Source organism: Mycoplasmopsis synoviae ATCC 25204, assembly GCF_000969765.1.
GTDB lineage: Bacteria > Bacillota_I > Bacilli_A > Mycoplasmatales > Metamycoplasmataceae > Mycoplasmopsis > Mycoplasmopsis synoviae.
The window spans coordinates 367,643-386,635 of record NZ_CP011096.1; the positions used below are offsets into that span (position 1 = coordinate 367,643).

Here is an 18,993-nt window from a genome sequence, read left to right on the forward strand (position 1 = left end):
TTATTTAGTATTTTTTTAGTATTGGAAATTCTTTATTAAATGATAAAACTCTATTTTTAAGTTCTTTGACTTTGTCTCTTGCAGCTTTAGATTTAGAATTTAAAAATTCTAAATTTCTTAGTGAATAATCAATTATTTCAGCTAGCTCTTCTCACTTTGTAAAATTCCTTGAAGTCATAGCCGCTGTTCCTAGCCTAATTCCAGAAGTAACCAGCGGAGGAAGTTCGTCAAAAGGAATTGAATTTTTATTGATAGTAATATTAATTTTTTCTAAGAAGTTTTCTGCTTCTTTTCCGGTGATATTATATGAAGATTTAACGTTAATTAAAAGCAAGTGATTATCAGTTCCGCCAGATACTACTTCAACACCTTTTTTAATAAATGCCTCAGAGAAAACTTTAGCGTTTTTGACAATATTTTCTGCATATGTTTTAAAGCTAGGTTGAAGAGCTTCATAGAAGGCTATTGCCTTTCCAGCAATGGCGTGAAATAGCGGCCCACCTTGATATCCAGGAAAAACTCAACGATCAACTTTTTTAGCAATTTCTTCGTCATTGGTCATTATCACGCCACCTCTTGCACCTCTAAAAGTTTTATGAGTTGTAGAAGTTATCACGTGCGCATATCCTACTGGACTTGGATGAACTCCGCCGGCAATAAGACCTGCAATATGAGCTACGTCAGCCATTAATTTAGCACCACATAAATCAGCTATTTCTCTAAATTTTTTAAAGTCAATTAATCTAGGATAAGCTGAATATCCGCAGATGATTAAATCAGGTTTTTCTACTAGTGCTATTTTTTTAATTTCTTCATAGTCTAGCATTCCGTTTTTACCTACTTCATAAGTAATTGAATTGTAAAATATACCACTAAATGAAATTTTATATCCGTGAGTTAAATGTCCTCCGCTTTTTAGAGATAGCCCCATTATTTTTCCGCCATTAGGAACTACGCTAGCGATAGCTGCTGCGTTAGCTACGCTTCCTGAATAAGGCTGAACATTTGCATAATTTACTTTAAAAATTTCTTTCAAACGATCAATTGCAACTTGCTCGACCATATCGACATTTTCACAGCTTCCGTAGTATCTTCTATATGGATATCCTTCTCCATATTTATTAGTTAAAACGCTTCCTTGAGCTTTTAAAACATCATCGGATACATAATTTTCACTTGCAATTAATTCGATGAAATTTCTTTGTCTTTTAAATTCTGAATTAATAGCTTTTTGAACATATTTATCATTTAATTTCAAATTTTTATACATTATTAATCCTTATTGAAATGTGAATTTAATTTATCAATTTCTGCGCTAGGAGCTGTAATTCTTAGTGAAACATTATGTGAGGTTTCTTTTTTGAAATCATCAATTTCTTTGATTTCAAAAACTTTTGCAACAGAATTAATTTTATCTAAATATTTTTGTAAATGTTCATTATTATTAAGTTCAAAAGTTAAATCTATTGATTTTAATACATCTAAATTTGGAGCTTCATATTTTTTGAATTTATCATCAAAATATAAATCGTATTTAAATTCAACAAAAAGACAATCAAGATCCAAAAAGCTTGGATTTATTTTTCCAATTCAACCTAGTTTTTGGTCATTTAAATAAATTTCAGCTGAATAATTAGGATGTAAGAATTGGTTTTTTGGTTTTTTGAATTCTAAATTTAAGTTATCAAAAAAGCTAACAAAGTCTTGTTTTAATTCTAAAAAGCTTTTATCTGTAGTTGCAAGGCAGGCATAAAATAAATTAGCATTAACCATTCCAACTTCAAATAAATTAACATTATTTATCTTTTTCTTTTTGTTATTGTTGACGGCTTCTGCTAAAGATATCGCAAGCGAATTTCTAACAAATTCTCTTTCTTTTGATACAAAAGTTTCAAGCTTAATTGCATCACTTAAATCTAAAGGATCAAATTTAGAATCTTTTTCATTTACTAGTGTAAAAGTTCTAGCTTCGCTATAACCTAATGCTTTTAATTTTTCTTTAAAGTTTTTATTATCAGCTTTTAACTCACCAGGAATTTGAATATATGGAATTTCTTTGAAATTATCATAGTTATAAAATCTAAAAAGCTCTTCGATTATATCTTCGAAAATACTTACATCATATCTATAAAGAGGAACTTTAATTTTTTGATTTTCAAATTCAAATTCTAGCAATTTTAATTTATCAAAAGCTTTAATAAATTCACTAGATGGAAGTCCATTTGAATATCTTTGAAGTTTTTCTTCATCAAAATTAATTTCAACTTTTTTATCTAATTCAAAATCATTAACTACATTTGATAGCTTTAAATCTTTTAAGTAATTAAATAAGAATTTATGAGCTAATTTAACTTGATATTTAGTAATAGTTTTTGACGCTAAATTAGAAGCATTGCTATTCATTTTTATTTCTTTTGCATTGTTTCTAATAAGTTTTGATGGAAAGCTAGCCATCTCGAATACAAATTCACTTGTTTGTAAATCTACTTTAGATTCTTCAAGTCCCATAGTAGCAGCTACAGATACTACTTTATCACCATTAAATACAGCTAGCGCGTCACTAACTTCAACTTGTTTATTTCCTAAAAGATTAACTTTGCCATTATATAAATCAACGCTAAACTTTGTATTTTTTAATTTAGCTTTGTCATAAACGTGAATTGGAATTCCTAAATTAATTAAAACTAGATTAGTCAAATTAACTGCAGGATTAAATTTAGAATCAATTTTATGCTTTGCTAGTAAAAGTTTTTCTTCAAAAGAAGTGCTAACTTTTCCTTTAGCTTCAAGAAGAGTAAAAGAGTAATTTTTATCTAAAAAATTACCTTCAAATTTAAAGCTTGATTCAAAGCTTTGCTTTAATTTTGCATCTAAAAATTCGCAGCTAAATTTTGTATTGTAATATGCCGCTAATTCTTTAGCTAAAAAATAATATGAATTAATTTCGTTTCTATTGGTAGTAATAGAAAGCTCGAAAATATAATCATTTAACTCTAACTTTTCACTAGCATCATCATTTAAAGAAGCAAAATTTTTTGGTAAAACTAAAATTTGATCTTTATCGGTAAGTAGCGAATTATCGTAGCCGATTTCACTAAAAGAAGCAAGCATTCCTTGAGATTTATATCCTTGCATTGTAACTTCTTGGAATTCTTTTCCTTGATAGCTAGAACCAACTGGATAACAAATTGTTAAATCACCTTTAGATAAAACTTTATTAGTGGTTTGAATTGTTAGTTTCCCAAGTTTTGTATCTAATTCAACTACTTGTAATTTAGTTGAATTAGGATTATCAAAAACATTTAAAACTTTGGCAAATAAAAGTCCTTTGCTGCTTGAAAATTTTTCAAAAAATTCAACTTCAAAACCTAAAGATTCAAGCGCTTTTGTAACGCTTTGATCTAATTTAATTTCTGGCAAATATTTATTTAAATGTTTAAGTGAATAAATCATATTCTCCTTTAATATCTCAAGAGATTTCTGGCTTGTTTTGCTCTTTTAATAAATTATTTATTTTTAAAAATAGTTTTGAATCTTTGAAGCTTTTATTATATGAAAGCGGTGAAGGATGCGATAGAAATATTAAATTTTTAACTGGATTTTCAAGCTTTGAAACAAAGTCTCTGGCTTTATTGCCAAGAGCTACTATGATGCAGTCTTTATTAAATCCTAGTATCAGATCAACAACTTTTAAAGTAAAACTTTCTCAACCAATATTTTTATGTGAATCAGGTTTATTTTTAGAAACAGTTAGCACGGTATTTAGCAATAAAACTTTTTGCCTGCTTCAGTTTTTTAAATTATTACTTTGAATTAAAACTTCAGGATAGTCTTTTTTTAATTCTTTAAAAATATTTCTTAAACTCATTGGAGTTTTTTCTGAATTAGATGAAAACGCATAACCATTAGCATGTCCATTAGGATATGGATCCTGACCTAAGAAAATAAGATTTGTTTCATATAATTCAAAATCACTAAAGGCTGCAAAAATATCAGGCGGAGCTGGATAAATTACTTCATCTTTTCCGATTCTTTCAAGCTCACTAAGAATATTTTTAAAATATGGTTTTTTACCTTCTGATTGTAAAACCATTAAAAAAGAATTTTTCATTTATTAAAACTTTTCAATGATTCTCAAATCATTTGAATATAGCTCTCTAATGTCATTAAAGCCATATTTAATCATGGCAATTCTTTCAAGACCAATTCCAGCAGCAAAAGCTGATTCATTACTTCAGTTTTTCTTGTTTTTTAAAATATTAGGATGCAACATTCCTGCTCCTAGTATTTCAATTCATCTGTTTTTATAAAACACATCAACTTCAACACTAGGCTCGGTAAATGGAAAATAGCTCGGTCTAAGTTTGATTTTAATATCTTCTTCTAATACGTAGCTAAGAAGACTTTTTAAAGTTCATATTAAATTTGAAAAACCAACTTTTCCAACGCAAACAAAATCAAGCTGAGTAAATTGGTGCGAATGGGTCGCATCGTCTTCATCGTTTCTATAAACTTTACCGATTGCAAAAGTTGAAATTTCTTTTTTATCACTTTTTAAAATTTCATTAATTGAAATTCCAGTATTATGAGTTCTAAGAAGTTTGGTTTTATTAAAATAAAGCGAATCATGCGTTGCCCGCGCTGGATGGCTTTGCGGAATATTTAAAATTTCAAAATTTTCAAAATCATCTGTAATTTCTCCCGAAAAACTTTCATAGTAACCATGAGCTAAAAATCAAGTTCTAAAACGATTTTCAATTTCAGTTATCACGTGAAGTTTTGCAGGTTTATTAACTAGCTTAGAAAAATCGAAAAATTCGTTATTGATTTTTTCTTGAATTTTTAGCTTTTGAATTTTTTCTTCACATTTTTCAAAAAAGTCTTGATACTTATTTTTAAGCTTTGAGATTTTTTGACCTAAAAGGGCCTTTTGTTGATAAGAAGCTTTTTTGATTTCTTCTTTTAAAAGACTCATTTCAGAATCGGCAGCATTTAATTTTGCTTTTAATTTTTTTAAATCTTCTAGATTGTTAATTTCATTTAAATCTAATTTCATTTTAGTCTACTTTAAAATATTATTTTTTATATTATATACATACTTATAAGCTATAAAATGTCTTATTTTTGTTTATTTTCAAATTTTTTAATTTATATAAAGGGAATAGATTCTTATCTATAATGTAATATAATTTAAAAAATTTTAATTGAGGGCAAATGTTAAAGTTAGTAAAACATCCATTAATAGAAATAAAACTTTCAAAATTACGTGAAAAAAAGACAAAAATTGACGAATTTAGAAAAAATTTAAATCAAATCTCAAGCCTGATGGCTTATGAGGTTTTAAAAAAATACAAAGCTAAAAGATATCAATCAAAATCTGTATTAGATGAAAAATTTAAAGGTAAAAAATTAAATAAAGATATTTTATTTGTTCCCATTCTAAGAGCTGGTCTTGGTATGCTTGATGGATTTTTAGAAATCGCAAGCGAAGCTAGAGTTGGTTTTTATGGACTATCGCGAGATGAAAAAACTCTAAAACCAGTTTGCTATTTAAATAAAGTACCAACCTTAGATCCTGAAACTTTTGTAGTAATTATTGATCCAATGCTAGCTACTGGAAATTCCGCAATTTATGTAATTGATGAAATGAAAAAAATGGGATATAAAAATATTTCATTTGCATCACTACTTACCGTTCAAGAGACTCTAGATAAACTGCAAGCTCGTCATCCAGATATTGATATTTACACCGCTTCAATCGATAGAAAATTAACTTCTAACGGATTTATCTCGCCAGGCCTAGGTGATGCTGGTGATAAATTTTTTGGAACATAATGAAGACAAAAAATAAAAATATAATTTTTGAAATAGCTTTAGCTTCGATTTTTTTATCGCTTGGAATTATGATGAATTATTTATCATCATTTGTCAAATTTCCAATCGCACCATTTTTGAGTTTTCACTTTTTATTAATTGTCTCATTTGTTTGTTTATATACTCTTGGATATAAATGAAGCATAACAATTTTGCTTTTATATTTTTTAATAGTTCCTTTAATTTGAAGTCAAAATGATCTTGCAATTAGCTATCTTGGTAATTTAATAGTGCTACTTAGCAATTTTTTTTTCATTGGCATTTATATTCTCTTTTATCATTTGTTTATTAAATTTTTTAAATCTAAATTCAATAGCAACAATTTAAATTTAGAAAATTTAACAAAATCTGAAATCGCAGAATTAAATCTTAAAAGACTTCATAAAAATGAATTTTATTCATTTTTTTCTGCTGCCATTATTTCAATAATTATTTCTACATTTTTACTATCAACACTAAATACTTTTTTATTTAATGTTTTATATTTCAAACTTTTTAGAACTTTAGATACTTTCACTTTAAGTGAATTAGTATCTAAATATGACGTTAGCTTTAAGGCATTCTTTCTTGGAATGAATAATTATTATGGCGGTTCATATACTTTATATATAATATTCAATCTAATAAATTACTCAATTAATTTAGTGCCAATTGCAATTTTATTTTCTTTAGAAGTAAAAATAAAATTATTTTCAAGAGTAAGAAAACAAAAAGAAAAAAATAGATATTAAGGAAACATATGTATAACTTTAAAGAAATTGAAAAAAAATGACAAAAATATTGAATTGAAAATAATTCTTTTGAACCAAAGAATGATTTTTCAATGCCAAAAAAATACGTTTTAAGTATGTTTCCTTATCCAAGCGGACAGCTACATATGGGACACGTTAGAAACTATACAATAGGTGATGCTATCGCAAGGTACTACCGTAAAAATAATTTCAATGTGCTTCATCCTTTTGGTTGAGATTCTTTTGGTCTTCCTGCAGAAAACGCTGCTATTAAAAATAATATTCATCCTAAAAAATGAACTTATGAAAATATAGAGACAATGAATAAAGTTATCAAAGAGCTAGGAATTTCTTTTTCTTGAAATAGAGAGCTAGCAACATGTGATAATGACTATACAAAATGAGAACAATATATTTTCTTAAAGTTTTTAGAAAATAATTTAATTTACCGTAAAAAAAGTCTTTTAAATTTCTGTGAACAAGATAATACCGTTTTAGCTAACGAACAAGTCATCGATAATAAATGCTGAAGATGTGATAATGAAATCCAAAAAAAAGAACTTGAAACTTATTATTTAAAAATAACCAAGTATGCAAATGAACTTTTAGCTGATTTAAAACTTCTTGAAAATAAATGACCAAGCGAAGTTTTAAAGATGCAAAAAAACTGAATTGGTAAAAAAAAATTTTTCAAAACTCAATTTAGTTTTAATGGTAAAACTTATGATTTATATTTTGAAAATTTTAGCGAACTAAAATCTGCAAAATATTTAGCTTTATCATCAAAACATGATCTAGTTTTAGATTTAATTAAAGAAGCAAAATTAAGCGAAAGCGATTTAGAACAAATAAATTTAATCGATAAAGCTTATAACAATAAAGACTTTTCAAAAAAATATTTAATTAATTTAAATTTAAAAGCAAATCTACCTAATCAAAATTTAAATCTTGATTTAGTTGTAGTTGATTTTTTAAGTAACAATTCAAATGTTGATTCTCAACTATTTAATTTAGAAAACGAAAAACATAAATCATATTTTGATTTATTTAATTTAGATAAATCTTTAGCAAATAATTCTTTTGATGAAAATAATTTCACAAAAGAAGTTAAATTCAATTTAAAAGATTGAGGAATTTCAAGACAAAGATATTGAGGAACACCAATTCCAATTGTTAAATGTCAAAAATGTGGAATTGTTCCAGAAAAGCTAGAAAACCTTCCAGTTTTACTTCCTGATGACGTTGTATTTAACGCCAGCGGAAATCCACTTGAATCAAATCAAAAATGAATTCAAACCAAATGCCCTAACTGTAACTTAGACGCTCAAAGAGAAACTGATACTTTAGATACATTCTTTGAATCAAGTTGATATTTTTTAAGATATACAACACCTAAAGATTTAAGATGAAATCAAATCTTTGATCAGGCGCAATTAAAATACTGAAATTCAGTTGATGAATATATTGGTGGAATTGAACATGCTATTTTGCACCTTTTATATGCAAGGTTTTTCACTAAGGCTTTAGCTGATTTAAAACTAATAGATTTTAAAGAACCTTTTTCATCTCTTTTAACCCAGGGAATGGTGTTAAAAGATGGTTTTAAAATGTCTAAATCTAAAGGAAATGTAGTAGCTCCTACTGATATGATTGAAAAATATGGAGCAGATGCAACTAGATTATTTATTTTATTTGCAACTACTCCTTCAAAAGAATTAGAATGAAGCGATTTAGGTCTTATAGGATGCTTTAAATTTCTAACAAGACTAACCGATAAAGTTAAATTTATTAATAAGAGCGGAAAATTTGAGGTTCCTGAAAATTTAACAAAAGAGCAAAAACTTGCAAGATATAAACTTTATTTATCACTTGTAAAAAATAAAGAAATTTTTGAAGTTAAGGAAAATGAATATGCATTTAATACTTTAATTTCATGATCAATGGAAACTTTAAATGAATATTCAAATGAAGAAGATTCTAATTTAATAACAGAAATGTTTTACGTACTAACTTATGTGCTAGAACCTTTCATTCCTCATCTTGCTTGAGATATTTCACAAAAATATTTCAATTTAAAAAACTTTAAAAACCAAAAAATAGACTTAGCTGCTCTTGAATTAAATACCATGTCAATTGGAATTACAATTAATGGTAAATTAAGAGGCGAATTACAAGTTGAAAAAAATATAACCAAAGAAAATCTTTTTCTTTTAGCTAGAGAAAAAGTTGCAAAATGACTAGAAAATAAGGAAGTTATAAAAGAAATTTATATTCCAAGTAAATTAATTAATTTTGTAATAAAATAATCTAGTATTTACCTACTAGCAGAATTTTGGAGAAAAAAATATGCAAAAAAAACAAACTTTAAACTATGTAATAGTAAAAACTGACGAAATTTCCTTTCCATTTGGATATAGCGAAGTTTTAATTTTAGAACAAGATAGCATCGAGTTATTAGAAACTACTAAATTTAAATTTAAAAATGAAGATCGTCTTGTAATTGTATATGCAGAAGATGTATACACAGAAGAAGTTAAATTTCTTCAAAGAGGTCTTTATATAAAACCTCTTGATGCTAAAGAAGTTATGTATCAAGGTGAAAAAGCATTGATACTAACTTTTAAAGCATTGCATTTTTTTGATATCCAAAATTTTTCATATGAAATGAATCAAGATGAAATTATGTCTGCTAACTTTTTAGTTGATGGTAACGCTAAAGGTACAGTAGGTTATGAAATGGTTCTTAGTGGACATATTAATAATGTCGAAGATGTTAAAGAAAATTTAATGAATGAATTTAGACAAGATCAAAACAAAATGAATTTCTTTAGTATTTTTGAAACTCTTGTAAATAATTCAAATTCATTTGGAATTAGCACCAATAACCAAGCAGGAACTGCTATGCTTTTCAAGCAAAATTATGGCGCTAAAGATGAAGTTAAACCTTATGACATTGAAGAAATTAAAGCTTTAATTGATTCTAAAATAACTCAAGATAATGATCCATCTGAATTTTTACTTAATAATTTTGAAAGTCTAATGACTTATTTTGGATTTTTAGATTTAAATAAATTTCCACACAAATGACATTTATACAATAGCTTTGACTATGGTAACTTTACTCGTCTAATTAACGAGGTTGGAAACTTTATTCAAACCGCTCTTAAACTAGAAGAAAATATCACCAGCGAAATTTCTAAAAAGCTAAATAATCAACAAAAAGAATTCATGCTTAGAGAAAAGCGTAAAGTAATCGATGACGAGCTTGCTAAACTTGGAAAAGATATTCTTCAAGACGATAAAGATGAATACGTTAAAAGACTTAAAAATAAAACCTTAAAGAAAATGTATCCGGATTCTATTAAAGAAATTATTCGTGATGAAACTAAAAGATATTCAGAAATGATGCAAGCTTCTCCTGAAGCTAACTTAGTTAAAAACTATGTTGAATATCTTAAAAAACTTCCATGAAGAAAAGTTTCAAAAGATAGACTAGATATTAAATACGCAAGAGAAGTTTTAGAAAAATATCACTACGGAATTAAAGAAGTTAAAGAAAGAATTCTAGAACACCTTGGAGTTTTAATTAACGCTCAAACTTATAATAAAAACTATAAAAACGAAGTTGTTTCTATAGATGAAAATTATGAAATTGACTTAAATTTATTTAAAGATAAACCTAGTGAAAAAGCTGTATTTAATAACGTTCCAATTATAGCTTTAGTAGGTCCTCCTGGAACCGGAAAAACTACCTTAGCCAAAGCTATTTCAGAAGCACTAAATAAAAAATACGTAAAAATTTCTTTAGGTGGTGTTAAAGACGAAAGTGAAATTAGAGGACATAGAAGAACCTATGTTGGTGCAATGCCTGGAAAAATTGTAAAAGGTGTTGCTAAAGCTGGCGTTTCTAATGCTGTGTTTTTACTTGATGAAATCGATAAAATGGCATCAGATCATAAAGGTGATCCTGCTAGTGCTATGCTTGAGGTTTTAGATCCTGAACAAAACGCACAATTCCAAGATCACTATCTAGAACAAGAATATGATTTGTCAAAAATAATTTTTATAGCTACTGCTAACTATTTCCAAAATATTCCTGAAGCTTTAATCGATAGAGTTGAGGTTATAGAATTAGATCCTTATACATTAAATGAAAAAGTGCAAATTGCACAAAAACATTTAATTCCTAAAGTAATAAATGAAGTTTATTTAGATGAAAAACTATTTAACATTTCTGAAGAAACTCTAAGATTTATAATTAATCGTTACACTAGAGAAGCTGGTGTTAGAGGACTAAAGAGAATTCTAGATAAAATAGCTAGAAAAATAGTTATTAAAAGAGTTTTAGAGCCTGATTTAAAATCTTTTGATATTAGTTTAAATAATTTAGAAGAACTTCTTGGCGCTGCTCCATATAAAACCGATGAAGACAAACACGATGAAATTCCAGGAATTGCAACAGGTTTAGCATATTCAACACACGGTGGATCTGATTTGGAAATTGAAGTTAATGTCTTTAAATCTGAAAAAGGCGGAATCCAATTAACAGGTTCATTAAAAGACGTAATGAAAGAATCTGCGCAAATTGCTTTAACATACGTTAGATCAAATGCAAAATATTTTGGAATTCATTCATTTGATTTTGATAAACACACAATTCACATTCACGTTCCTGAAGGAGCCACACCTAAAGATGGGCCTTCTGCTGGAGTTACATTTACAACCGCAATTATTTCAGCTTTAACTAGACTTCCAGTTCCTAATAATTATGCAATGACTGGTGAAATTACTCTTCAAGGAAAAGTTCTCCCAATTGGTGGACTTAAAGAAAAATCATTTGCCGCTTACTGAAAGAAAATAAAATACGTTTTCATTCCACATGCAAACATTGATAATCTACAAAAAATTCCTGATGAAATAAAAAGAGAAATAACATATATTCCAGTAAAAAGATATAATGAAATTTTTCAAATTTTATTTAGAGATCAAAAACCAGAAAACACAATAACATTTAATTAAAAAGACAAGTTACCATGCTTGTTTTTTTGTCCGAAAAATGAGGCTTTTCACTAAATATAAATATATAATTGTCATCTATGAAAATCAAAAAAAATTTTTAGCTAATTTAATAACTGCGCCGATAATTATTACTTCAACTAGTTTAACTGGTGTTTCATGTAATGAAACAAACGACAATGAAAATTCCAATCCTGATCAAAAAAATGATCAGAAAAATGATGTTTTGAATAAAAAAAACGGAAGACAATAAAAAAAGTTATTAGGGCAGAAGTAATTTTTTAGAAGATCAAAAATTCATTTCTGAAAAATTTTTAATAATAAAAATGAATTAAATATTAACTTAGAAGATCATGTTCCTTTTGGCTACAAAATAAAAGAAAATCAAAAATCAATATACAATCTTAAAAAAATACTACTTTAACAGTTGAAATTGAAAAAGATTAACAATATTTTCTTTAATAGATAAAGACACAAATCAAGAAATAGCAAAAATTGAAAATTTCTTCACTTATAAAGACCACAAAATATATGTATTTTTACAAGTTAATATTCCACAAGGTTATCAATTAGATTCAGACCCTAATTTAGATGAAATTAATCTATTTGAAGAAAATACATCAAAAGTTTCAAAATCAAAAAATAATTATGTAACTACTTTAAATTTTAGACAAGACAATTATGGCTTAGTCAAAAAAAATACTTTGAATTTAGATTATAGTTTTATTTTACCTTTAGGATATTATATTCTAGATGGATATGAATTAGTTAACAAAAGATCATTAATTTTATTTAATTGGACAAATGATTTTATTGTTCAAAAAATAAAAACCAGAGAAAATGATAACTCAGATATTGCTAATGAAAACGAAATAGAAATTGATCAAAGCGAAACCCAATTAGGCAAATTCACAATAAATGATCCTGCATATATTTTTGAAAATTTATTATTGTATTCGAATTTAAATGCTGACCCATTTGCCTCTGATTTTAAGTTAATATCTAATTTTTCATCCAATGGATATAATTTTTTAACAAGTATAAAATCTTATGATGATGATTTAGACACATTAACTTTTAAAGCAATTGTGACTAAAAATAACAATTCCAAGGCGAAAAAAGAATTTGAATTTAATTTAAAAGGTTTACGAAAAATATATCAACTAAAAGATTTTAATTATAGTTTTGACCCAAATTTTTATATCGTGAAAGAATAAATAGAGATGAAATAACAAAATTACCCAAAGAAAAAATACTTGAAGCTCTTACAAGTTTTATTGGTTATAAAAATAAGGGAATTAGCATATATCAACTTGAATTATTAAAGCTTATAAAAAATAAAAAAGTAATAGTTAATAAACTTTCAATTGAAAGGGATTTTATATTTTGCTGATGATATTTTTTAAATATAGATTTAGATATTGTTAGCAAAAAATTTGAAAATAATAAAATTACAGAAAATACGAGAAAATTAGCAAAAACAATAGCTAGTATTGATGTTTCAAAATATTCACATAAAGAAGAATTGAACTATATTTTAGATAATTACATTTTAGTTAATTCTTCTGATAATGTTAGCGAGATTAAAAAACATTTTCCATCTTATTATTCATTCAATCTAAAAGAATGAAAAAATTTTGAAAAAATGATAACGTTTGACAAAGAATATGGGAAAAAATACGGATTAAAAACAACTGAAAACATACCAATTAAAATTAGATATTCTGTATTAAAAGCAAATGATTTAACTGGCGAATTAGAAATTGGTTTTTATTTAATAGCAGATAGATACAATAATAATCAAGATTTATATCAACCTACTCAAGGTCCTTATAATGAATCTAACTCATCAAAGTGAGTAGAATTCAAAATAACAGGTTTAAATAAAATAAATGTGGAAGATTCTAAAAACAATCTTCTTGAAAAATTTAATTTAAGCATCAAAGAAAATGTAAATCACTCATTGATCGCTAATTTAATTAAAGAAAAATCAAATGATCAAAGTTGATTTGAAGATAAAACAAGTGAAGATTCATTATTTAATGCTTTAAGTTTTCAGTTTTTTAGAGATCCTTATTATGATTATTTAAAAATTTCTGATTTTTATAATTTAAAATTCAATAATGTATCAATTGAAGATACATATGATAATGACAAAAAATTATTAAAATTAAACGGCACTGAAATATTTTCACCATTTTCAATTGAAATAAAACCAGTATCAATTTCGAATTATTCTCTTCAAGAAAATAATGTTAATTTTGATTTAAATGTTAATTTAGTAATTAAATTATCGGATGGAAATGGATTGTATGTAAGCTTTGAATATATAAAAAATATTCAAATAAATAACATAATACTATCAACTGAAAATAGCGAATAATAAATTAAAAATTAATTTTTGATTTTATATTTAGCAAATTAAAATGATTATAATTTCATTAAAAATTGTAAGTTAATAAAACTTGCTTTTTTTATGCAAAAATTCGGCTTTTTCATAAAATAATATATATAATGTGTAATTATGAAAAAAAGAAAAAAATTTTTAAATCACTTAATAACAGCCCCATTAATTATTACTTCGACTAGTTTAATAGCAATTTCATGTACTGGCGGAAGTAATCAAGGACAAGAAATTGCAGCAGAAGTTACTTTTAAAGATGGCGAAACAGAAGTTTCAAAAACAACATTTAAAGGTAGAGAAGAGTTTAGTATTAATTTAGAAAATCATGTTCCTTTTGGTTATGATTTTAAGGAAAATCAAACTTTACTTTATGACGTTAAGCAAAATACTTCAGTTACAGTTCAAGTACAACAAAAATTAACTAAATTTTCTTTAGTTGATAGAGCTACAAGACAAGAACTTGCTAAAGTTGAAGGTTTTTTTACTGATAGAGATGAAAAACTAACTGCATTTTTACAAGTGAATCTTCCAGCAAACTATCAATTAGATTCAAGATTTACTTTAGATGGAGTTCATTTATTTGAAGACAATACAGTATTTCTTTCAAAATCAACAACTAATTACACAACTACTTTAAACTTTAAACTACAAGACAATACAGTAGTTAAAACAATTACATTAAACTTAGATAAGAATTCTCTTTTATCATTAAGTAATTATGTTCCAGCTGGATATGAATTAGTTGATAAAAGTCAAAGAATTACATTTAACCAATCAAATGATTTTGTTGTTAAAAAAGTAGAAGCTTCTCAAAGTACTCCAAGAAAATCTGATGTTATAAATCAAGATAAAGTTGTTCTTGATCAAAGTAACAACACAAGAAACTCAATTACAATAAATGGTCCAGCATATATTTTAGATACATTAAACTTATCTAGAACAACCTTCCCTTCAGATGTTGTGTTTAACTCAAGTTTTAGTGTAAATGGATATACATTCCTTAATGTTGTTGTTAAATCTTACGATGACGCTTTAGGTACATTATCATTTAGTTCAACTGTAGTTAACAGCAGCAATCCTTCAGTAACTGGAGAATTTGATTTTAACTTAAGCGGATTACAACAAACAAAAAGAATTTTCTCAGTTGGAACAGATTTTAATGAAAATTCTTTATATAGTAAAAAATTAACAAATGCAACTGCAGATCAACTAAGCAAAGAAGAAATTCTTTCTGGTTTAAAAAGTTTTACTGGTGTAGATCAAGAATTTACAGTTAACTATGACTTATTAGATTTAATACGTAAAAATAGAGTTTTTGTTAACACAATGCAAATTCAAGATAATGGAACAAAGCTTAACTTAAATCTAGATTTATTAAGCAAAAGACTTGAAAATGGTGAAGTGACAGAAACCAAAGTTAGATTAATTGATAAAGAAATTGACTTTAATACTGGATACTCACTAGGTGGTGAATTAAGTTACATTTTAAACAATAAAGTTTCAGTTGCTTCTTTAACTGGTTCTAGCGTTCAAAAAGAATATCCTTCATATTACTGAGGAAGAATTAAAAAAGGAATTGAATTAACTAATACTTTATTACAATTTGACCCAACATTTTTTAATAGCCAACAAGTAAAAACTACAAATGACAAAGTTATCCAAGTTAAATATGAAAATTTAGTTCCAAATGACTTAACTGGAGAATTAACATTTGACGCATATCTAGTAGCTCTTGATAGCACTGCTAATGATGGCAATGTTCAATCTTCAAGAAGAAGATTTACAGTTCGCGGACTAAATAAACTTAATACTGAAATGAGTCTTACAGATCCAGTTCTTAGCAAATTTGATTTATCTGTAAAAAGTAGTGGAAATAAATCAATAATAGCTAACTTAGTAAAAAGTAATTCTACGGATACAAACTTCACTAACAAAAACACTGGTTCATTATTTAAAGCCTTAAGTTTCACATTCTTATTAAGCGAAGCTGATGAAGCAAGACAAAATAGTAGTTTCTGAGATCTAAAATTCAACAATGTTGATTTACAAAGCGCATATGATAGTGAAACAAAACTATTAAAACAAAATGGAAACGAATTATTTGCCCCATACAAAATAGAAGTAGAACCAATTTCATTTTCAAATTACTCTCTTGAAAATACAACAGTTAAATTCACATTAAATGTTAATTTAAAAGTTACACTATTTGCAGGTGATGATAAATACGAATTTACCAAAAGTTTCCAGTTTGTTAATCAACTTTCAACAAGCTCAAGTTCAAACAGTAGCAGCAGTTCAAGATAAAAATAAAACAAAAAAAGCTAATTTTGGCTTTTTTTTTGCTTATTTTGCTTGTTTAGTTTTTAATAACTTCGACAGAAATTATTTTATCGCCTTCGTTTAGCTTAATAATTCTAACTCCTTTAGAATTTCTAGAAAACACTGAAACTTGATCAAGCTGAGTTCTAATGGTATTTCCTTGCGCGGTTATAATTAATAATTCATCAGTAGGATTTACAAATTTAGCAAATACTAAATTACCGGCTTTAGCTGGATTAATTGAAGTTTTGCCTTTAGCATTTCTATTTGTAAGTGAATATTCTTTATGATCGGTTAGCTTACCAAAACCAAATTCACCAATGGTAAGAACAAATTCTCCTTCTTTAGATGATGAAATTGATTGAACTTCATATTTTCCATCAAGCTTCATTCCTTGAACACCAATTGAATTTCTTGCTTGGCTTCTAATTTTTGAAGCTTCGAATTTAACTACATTTTTATGGTTATTTGCAACTAAAACTAAATCTGAATCTGTAACTAAAATTACATCTTTTAATTCATCTTCTTCGTCTTTTAGTTTAAAGGCTTTAATTCCATTTGATCTAACTTTTTTAAAGTTATCTAAGGCTGTTTTTTTGACAATTCCTTTTTTGGTAACGGTTAATAAATGAAGATTAGATTCATAGCTATCTACTGGGAGAATTCTAATAATTTTTTCGTTTAATTCTTTATTTAATTCAACTAAATTTGCAAATGAATTACCTTTGCTTTTCTTATCGGCTTCTTGAATTTTATAAGCTCTTAGCTTATAAACTTTTCCAAGATTTGAAAATAAAAATAAATCAACGTGAGTATTAGTTTGAATTATAGATAAAATCGCATCACCAGATCAGGTTTTCATTCCAGTTGATCCCATTCCACCACGATTTTGAAGGTTGTATTCTTCTAGATTAACTCTTTTTACAAATCCATCAACTGTAGCGGTAATTACGATGTCTTTTCTAGGAATTAACTGTTCTTCATCGATAGAACTCGATGCACTAGCATCAATTGAAGTTTTTCTGCTATCACCGTATTTTTCTTTAATTTTTTCTAGATCTGCAATTACGTTATTAACCAGCTCTTGCTCGCTATCTAATATCGAAGTAATTCTTTGAATTTCTTTTCTTAGGTCTTCAATTTCATTTGTCATTTTTGAATAACTAAGGCCAGTTAGCCTACCAAGACGCATATTTAATATTGCCTTAGCTTGCTCTTCTGATAGAGAATATTTTTCAATTAATTTCTTTGATGCAACTTCATCACTAGATGAGGATTTAATTAAAGCTACGACATCATCGATGTTGTTAGTTGCTGCTAAAAGACCTTCTAAGATATGAATGCTATCTTGAGCTTTCTTTAAGTCAAAATTAAGCTCTCTAGTTAAAACTTCTTTTTGGTGTTCTAGATAAACATCTAGCACGTCTTTTAAGGTAAGTAATTTTGGTTGGGTATTAACTAAAGCAACCATGTTAACGCTAAATTTAGTTAAAAGACTTGATTTTTTAAATAGTTTATTTAATACAACTTCAGGATTAAATCCTTTTTTGATGTCAATTACTATTCTAATTCCATCACGGTTTGATTCGTCTCTTAAATCAGAAATTCCTTCAACAGCATTTTCTTTATCAAGTTTTGAAATCGATTCGACAATTGCGCTTTTTCTAATGTTATAAGGAATTTTGGTAATTATAATTCTGAATTTTTCATTTTTGAGTTGAACAATTTCATATTCAGATCTAAGAGGAATTTGTCCTCTACCAGTTTTGTAAGCTTCTAGAATTCCTTTAGTACCTAAAATTACTCCACCAGTTGGAAAATCTGGCCCTTTAATGTATTGAAGAAGTTCTTCAACGGTAATATCTTTATTTCTAGCGTAGGCTATTACTGCATCGATTGTTTCTTTTAAGTTGTGAGGAGGAATCGAAGTTGCCATTCCAACTGCAATACCTATAGATCCTGAAACCAGCAAGTTAGGAAACCTTGAAGGTAAAACCGCAGGTTCTTTTTCGGTTGAATCATAGTTATCGACAAAGTCAACAGTATTTTTCTTAATTCCTTCTAATAGCTCTGTTGAAATTTTAGCCATTCTAGCTTCGGTATAACGCATTGAAGCAGGTTCATCACCATCGATTGATCCAAAGTTGCCATGTCCATCAACAAGTGGATAACGCATTGAAAAATCTTGCGCAAGACGAACCATTGCGTTATAAACAGATGAATCACCATGTGGGTGATACTTACCTAAAACGTCTCCGACAATTCTAGCTGACTTTTTATATTGAGTTCCTGGAGTCATTCCAAGTTCTGACATGTCATATAAAATTCTTCTATGAACTGGCTTTAGTCCATCACGAGCATCTGGGATTGCTCTTGAAACTAAAACGCTCATTGCATAATCAAGAAATGAAGTTTCAACTTCATCATGAATTGCAACTGGAGTTAACCCTTCGGTTGGTTCATCAATTAATTTAGATTGGGCACGATATGATTCTTCTTCCTGTGGTGGAATTTCAGTATCGTCTTCTTCTTCATCTTTTTTAATTTCCTGCTTGAAAACTAATTCAGGCTGATCTTCTTCAAATTCACCCTCGTCTAAAATGTATTCGCTATTTTCTTTGTTGTTATCGATCATATTAAATTCCTATT

At 27.1% G+C, this 18,993-nt stretch carries 13 protein-coding genes; 8 read left to right on the forward strand and 5 right to left on the reverse strand.

What is annotated here, in order from left to right:
* Positions 1-4: 4 nt before the first annotated feature.
* From glyA to pheS, 4 genes are read right to left on the reverse strand one after another with little or no spacing between them, the layout of a single operon-like run.
* The gene (gene glyA / locus VY93_RS01665) at positions 5-1,270 is read right to left on the reverse strand and encodes a serine hydroxymethyltransferase (RefSeq protein ID WP_020002955.1); all 1,266 of its coding nucleotides are present in this window, start codon (positions 1,268-1,270) and stop codon (positions 5-7) included.
* 2 nt (positions 1,271-1,272) lie between these two features.
* Complete coding sequence (locus tag VY93_RS01670; RefSeq protein ID WP_020002954.1) at positions 1,273-3,453, reverse strand: phenylalanine--tRNA ligase subunit beta; 2,181 nt, start codon at positions 3,451-3,453, stop codon at positions 1,273-1,275.
* Positions 3,437-4,111, reverse strand: coding sequence for a uracil-DNA glycosylase (locus tag VY93_RS01675; protein WP_020002953.1), 675 nt, complete (start codon positions 4,109-4,111; stop codon positions 3,437-3,439). The genes VY93_RS01670 and VY93_RS01675 overlap by 17 nt, the downstream gene beginning before the upstream one ends.
* Positions 4,112-4,114: 3 nt before the next feature.
* Complete coding sequence (gene pheS / locus VY93_RS01680) at positions 4,115-5,056, reverse strand: phenylalanine--tRNA ligase subunit alpha (RefSeq protein ID WP_020002952.1); 942 nt, start codon at positions 5,054-5,056, stop codon at positions 4,115-4,117.
* 158 nt (positions 5,057-5,214) lie between these two features.
* Between pheS and upp the strand changes: the two genes are divergently transcribed.
* The 8 genes from upp (at position 5,215) to VY93_RS01720 (ending at position 16,329) form a co-directional block, all read left to right on the forward strand.
* The gene (gene upp / locus VY93_RS01685; protein ID WP_020002951.1) at positions 5,215-5,835 is read left to right on the forward strand and encodes a uracil phosphoribosyltransferase; all 621 of its coding nucleotides are present in this window, start codon (positions 5,215-5,217) and stop codon (positions 5,833-5,835) included.
* Complete coding sequence (locus VY93_RS01690; protein WP_020002950.1) at positions 5,835-6,605, forward strand: MPN527 family putative ECF transporter permease subunit; 771 nt, start codon at positions 5,835-5,837, stop codon at positions 6,603-6,605. The genes upp and VY93_RS01690 overlap by 1 nt, the downstream gene beginning before the upstream one ends.
* An 8-nt stretch (positions 6,606-6,613) precedes the next feature.
* On the forward strand, positions 6,614-8,911 hold the full coding sequence (locus VY93_RS01695; protein WP_020002949.1) for a class I tRNA ligase family protein: 2,298 nt from the start codon (positions 6,614-6,616) through the stop codon (positions 8,909-8,911).
* Between the two features lie 733 nt (positions 8,912-9,644).
* Positions 9,645-11,624, forward strand: a complete 1,980-nt coding sequence (lon, locus tag VY93_RS01700; RefSeq protein WP_456298985.1) for an endopeptidase La — start codon at positions 9,645-9,647, stop codon at positions 11,622-11,624.
* Positions 11,625-11,661: 37 nt separating this feature from the next.
* Entirely contained in the window at positions 11,662-11,874 is a 213-nt protein-coding gene (locus tag VY93_RS01705; protein WP_020002947.1) for a hypothetical protein, read from the forward strand.
* Between the two features lie 451 nt (positions 11,875-12,325).
* Entirely contained in the window at positions 12,326-12,838 is a 513-nt protein-coding gene (locus VY93_RS01710; RefSeq protein ID WP_020002946.1) for a hypothetical protein, read from the forward strand.
* Positions 12,839-13,146: 308 nt separating this feature from the next.
* Positions 13,147-14,004, forward strand: a complete 858-nt coding sequence (locus VY93_RS01715; protein ID WP_020002945.1) for a hypothetical protein — start codon at positions 13,147-13,149, stop codon at positions 14,002-14,004.
* A gap of 141 nt (positions 14,005-14,145) precedes the next feature.
* The gene (locus VY93_RS01720) at positions 14,146-16,329 is read left to right on the forward strand and encodes a hypothetical protein (protein WP_020002944.1); all 2,184 of its coding nucleotides are present in this window, start codon (positions 14,146-14,148) and stop codon (positions 16,327-16,329) included.
* 52 nt (positions 16,330-16,381) lie between these two features.
* Here VY93_RS01720 and gyrA read toward each other — a convergent pair whose 3' ends face one another.
* A complete protein-coding gene (gene gyrA / locus VY93_RS01725) occupies positions 16,382-18,979 on the reverse strand; it encodes a DNA gyrase subunit A (RefSeq protein WP_020002943.1) in 2,598 nt (865 codons plus the stop codon).
* Positions 18,980-18,993: the final 14 nt, after the last annotated feature.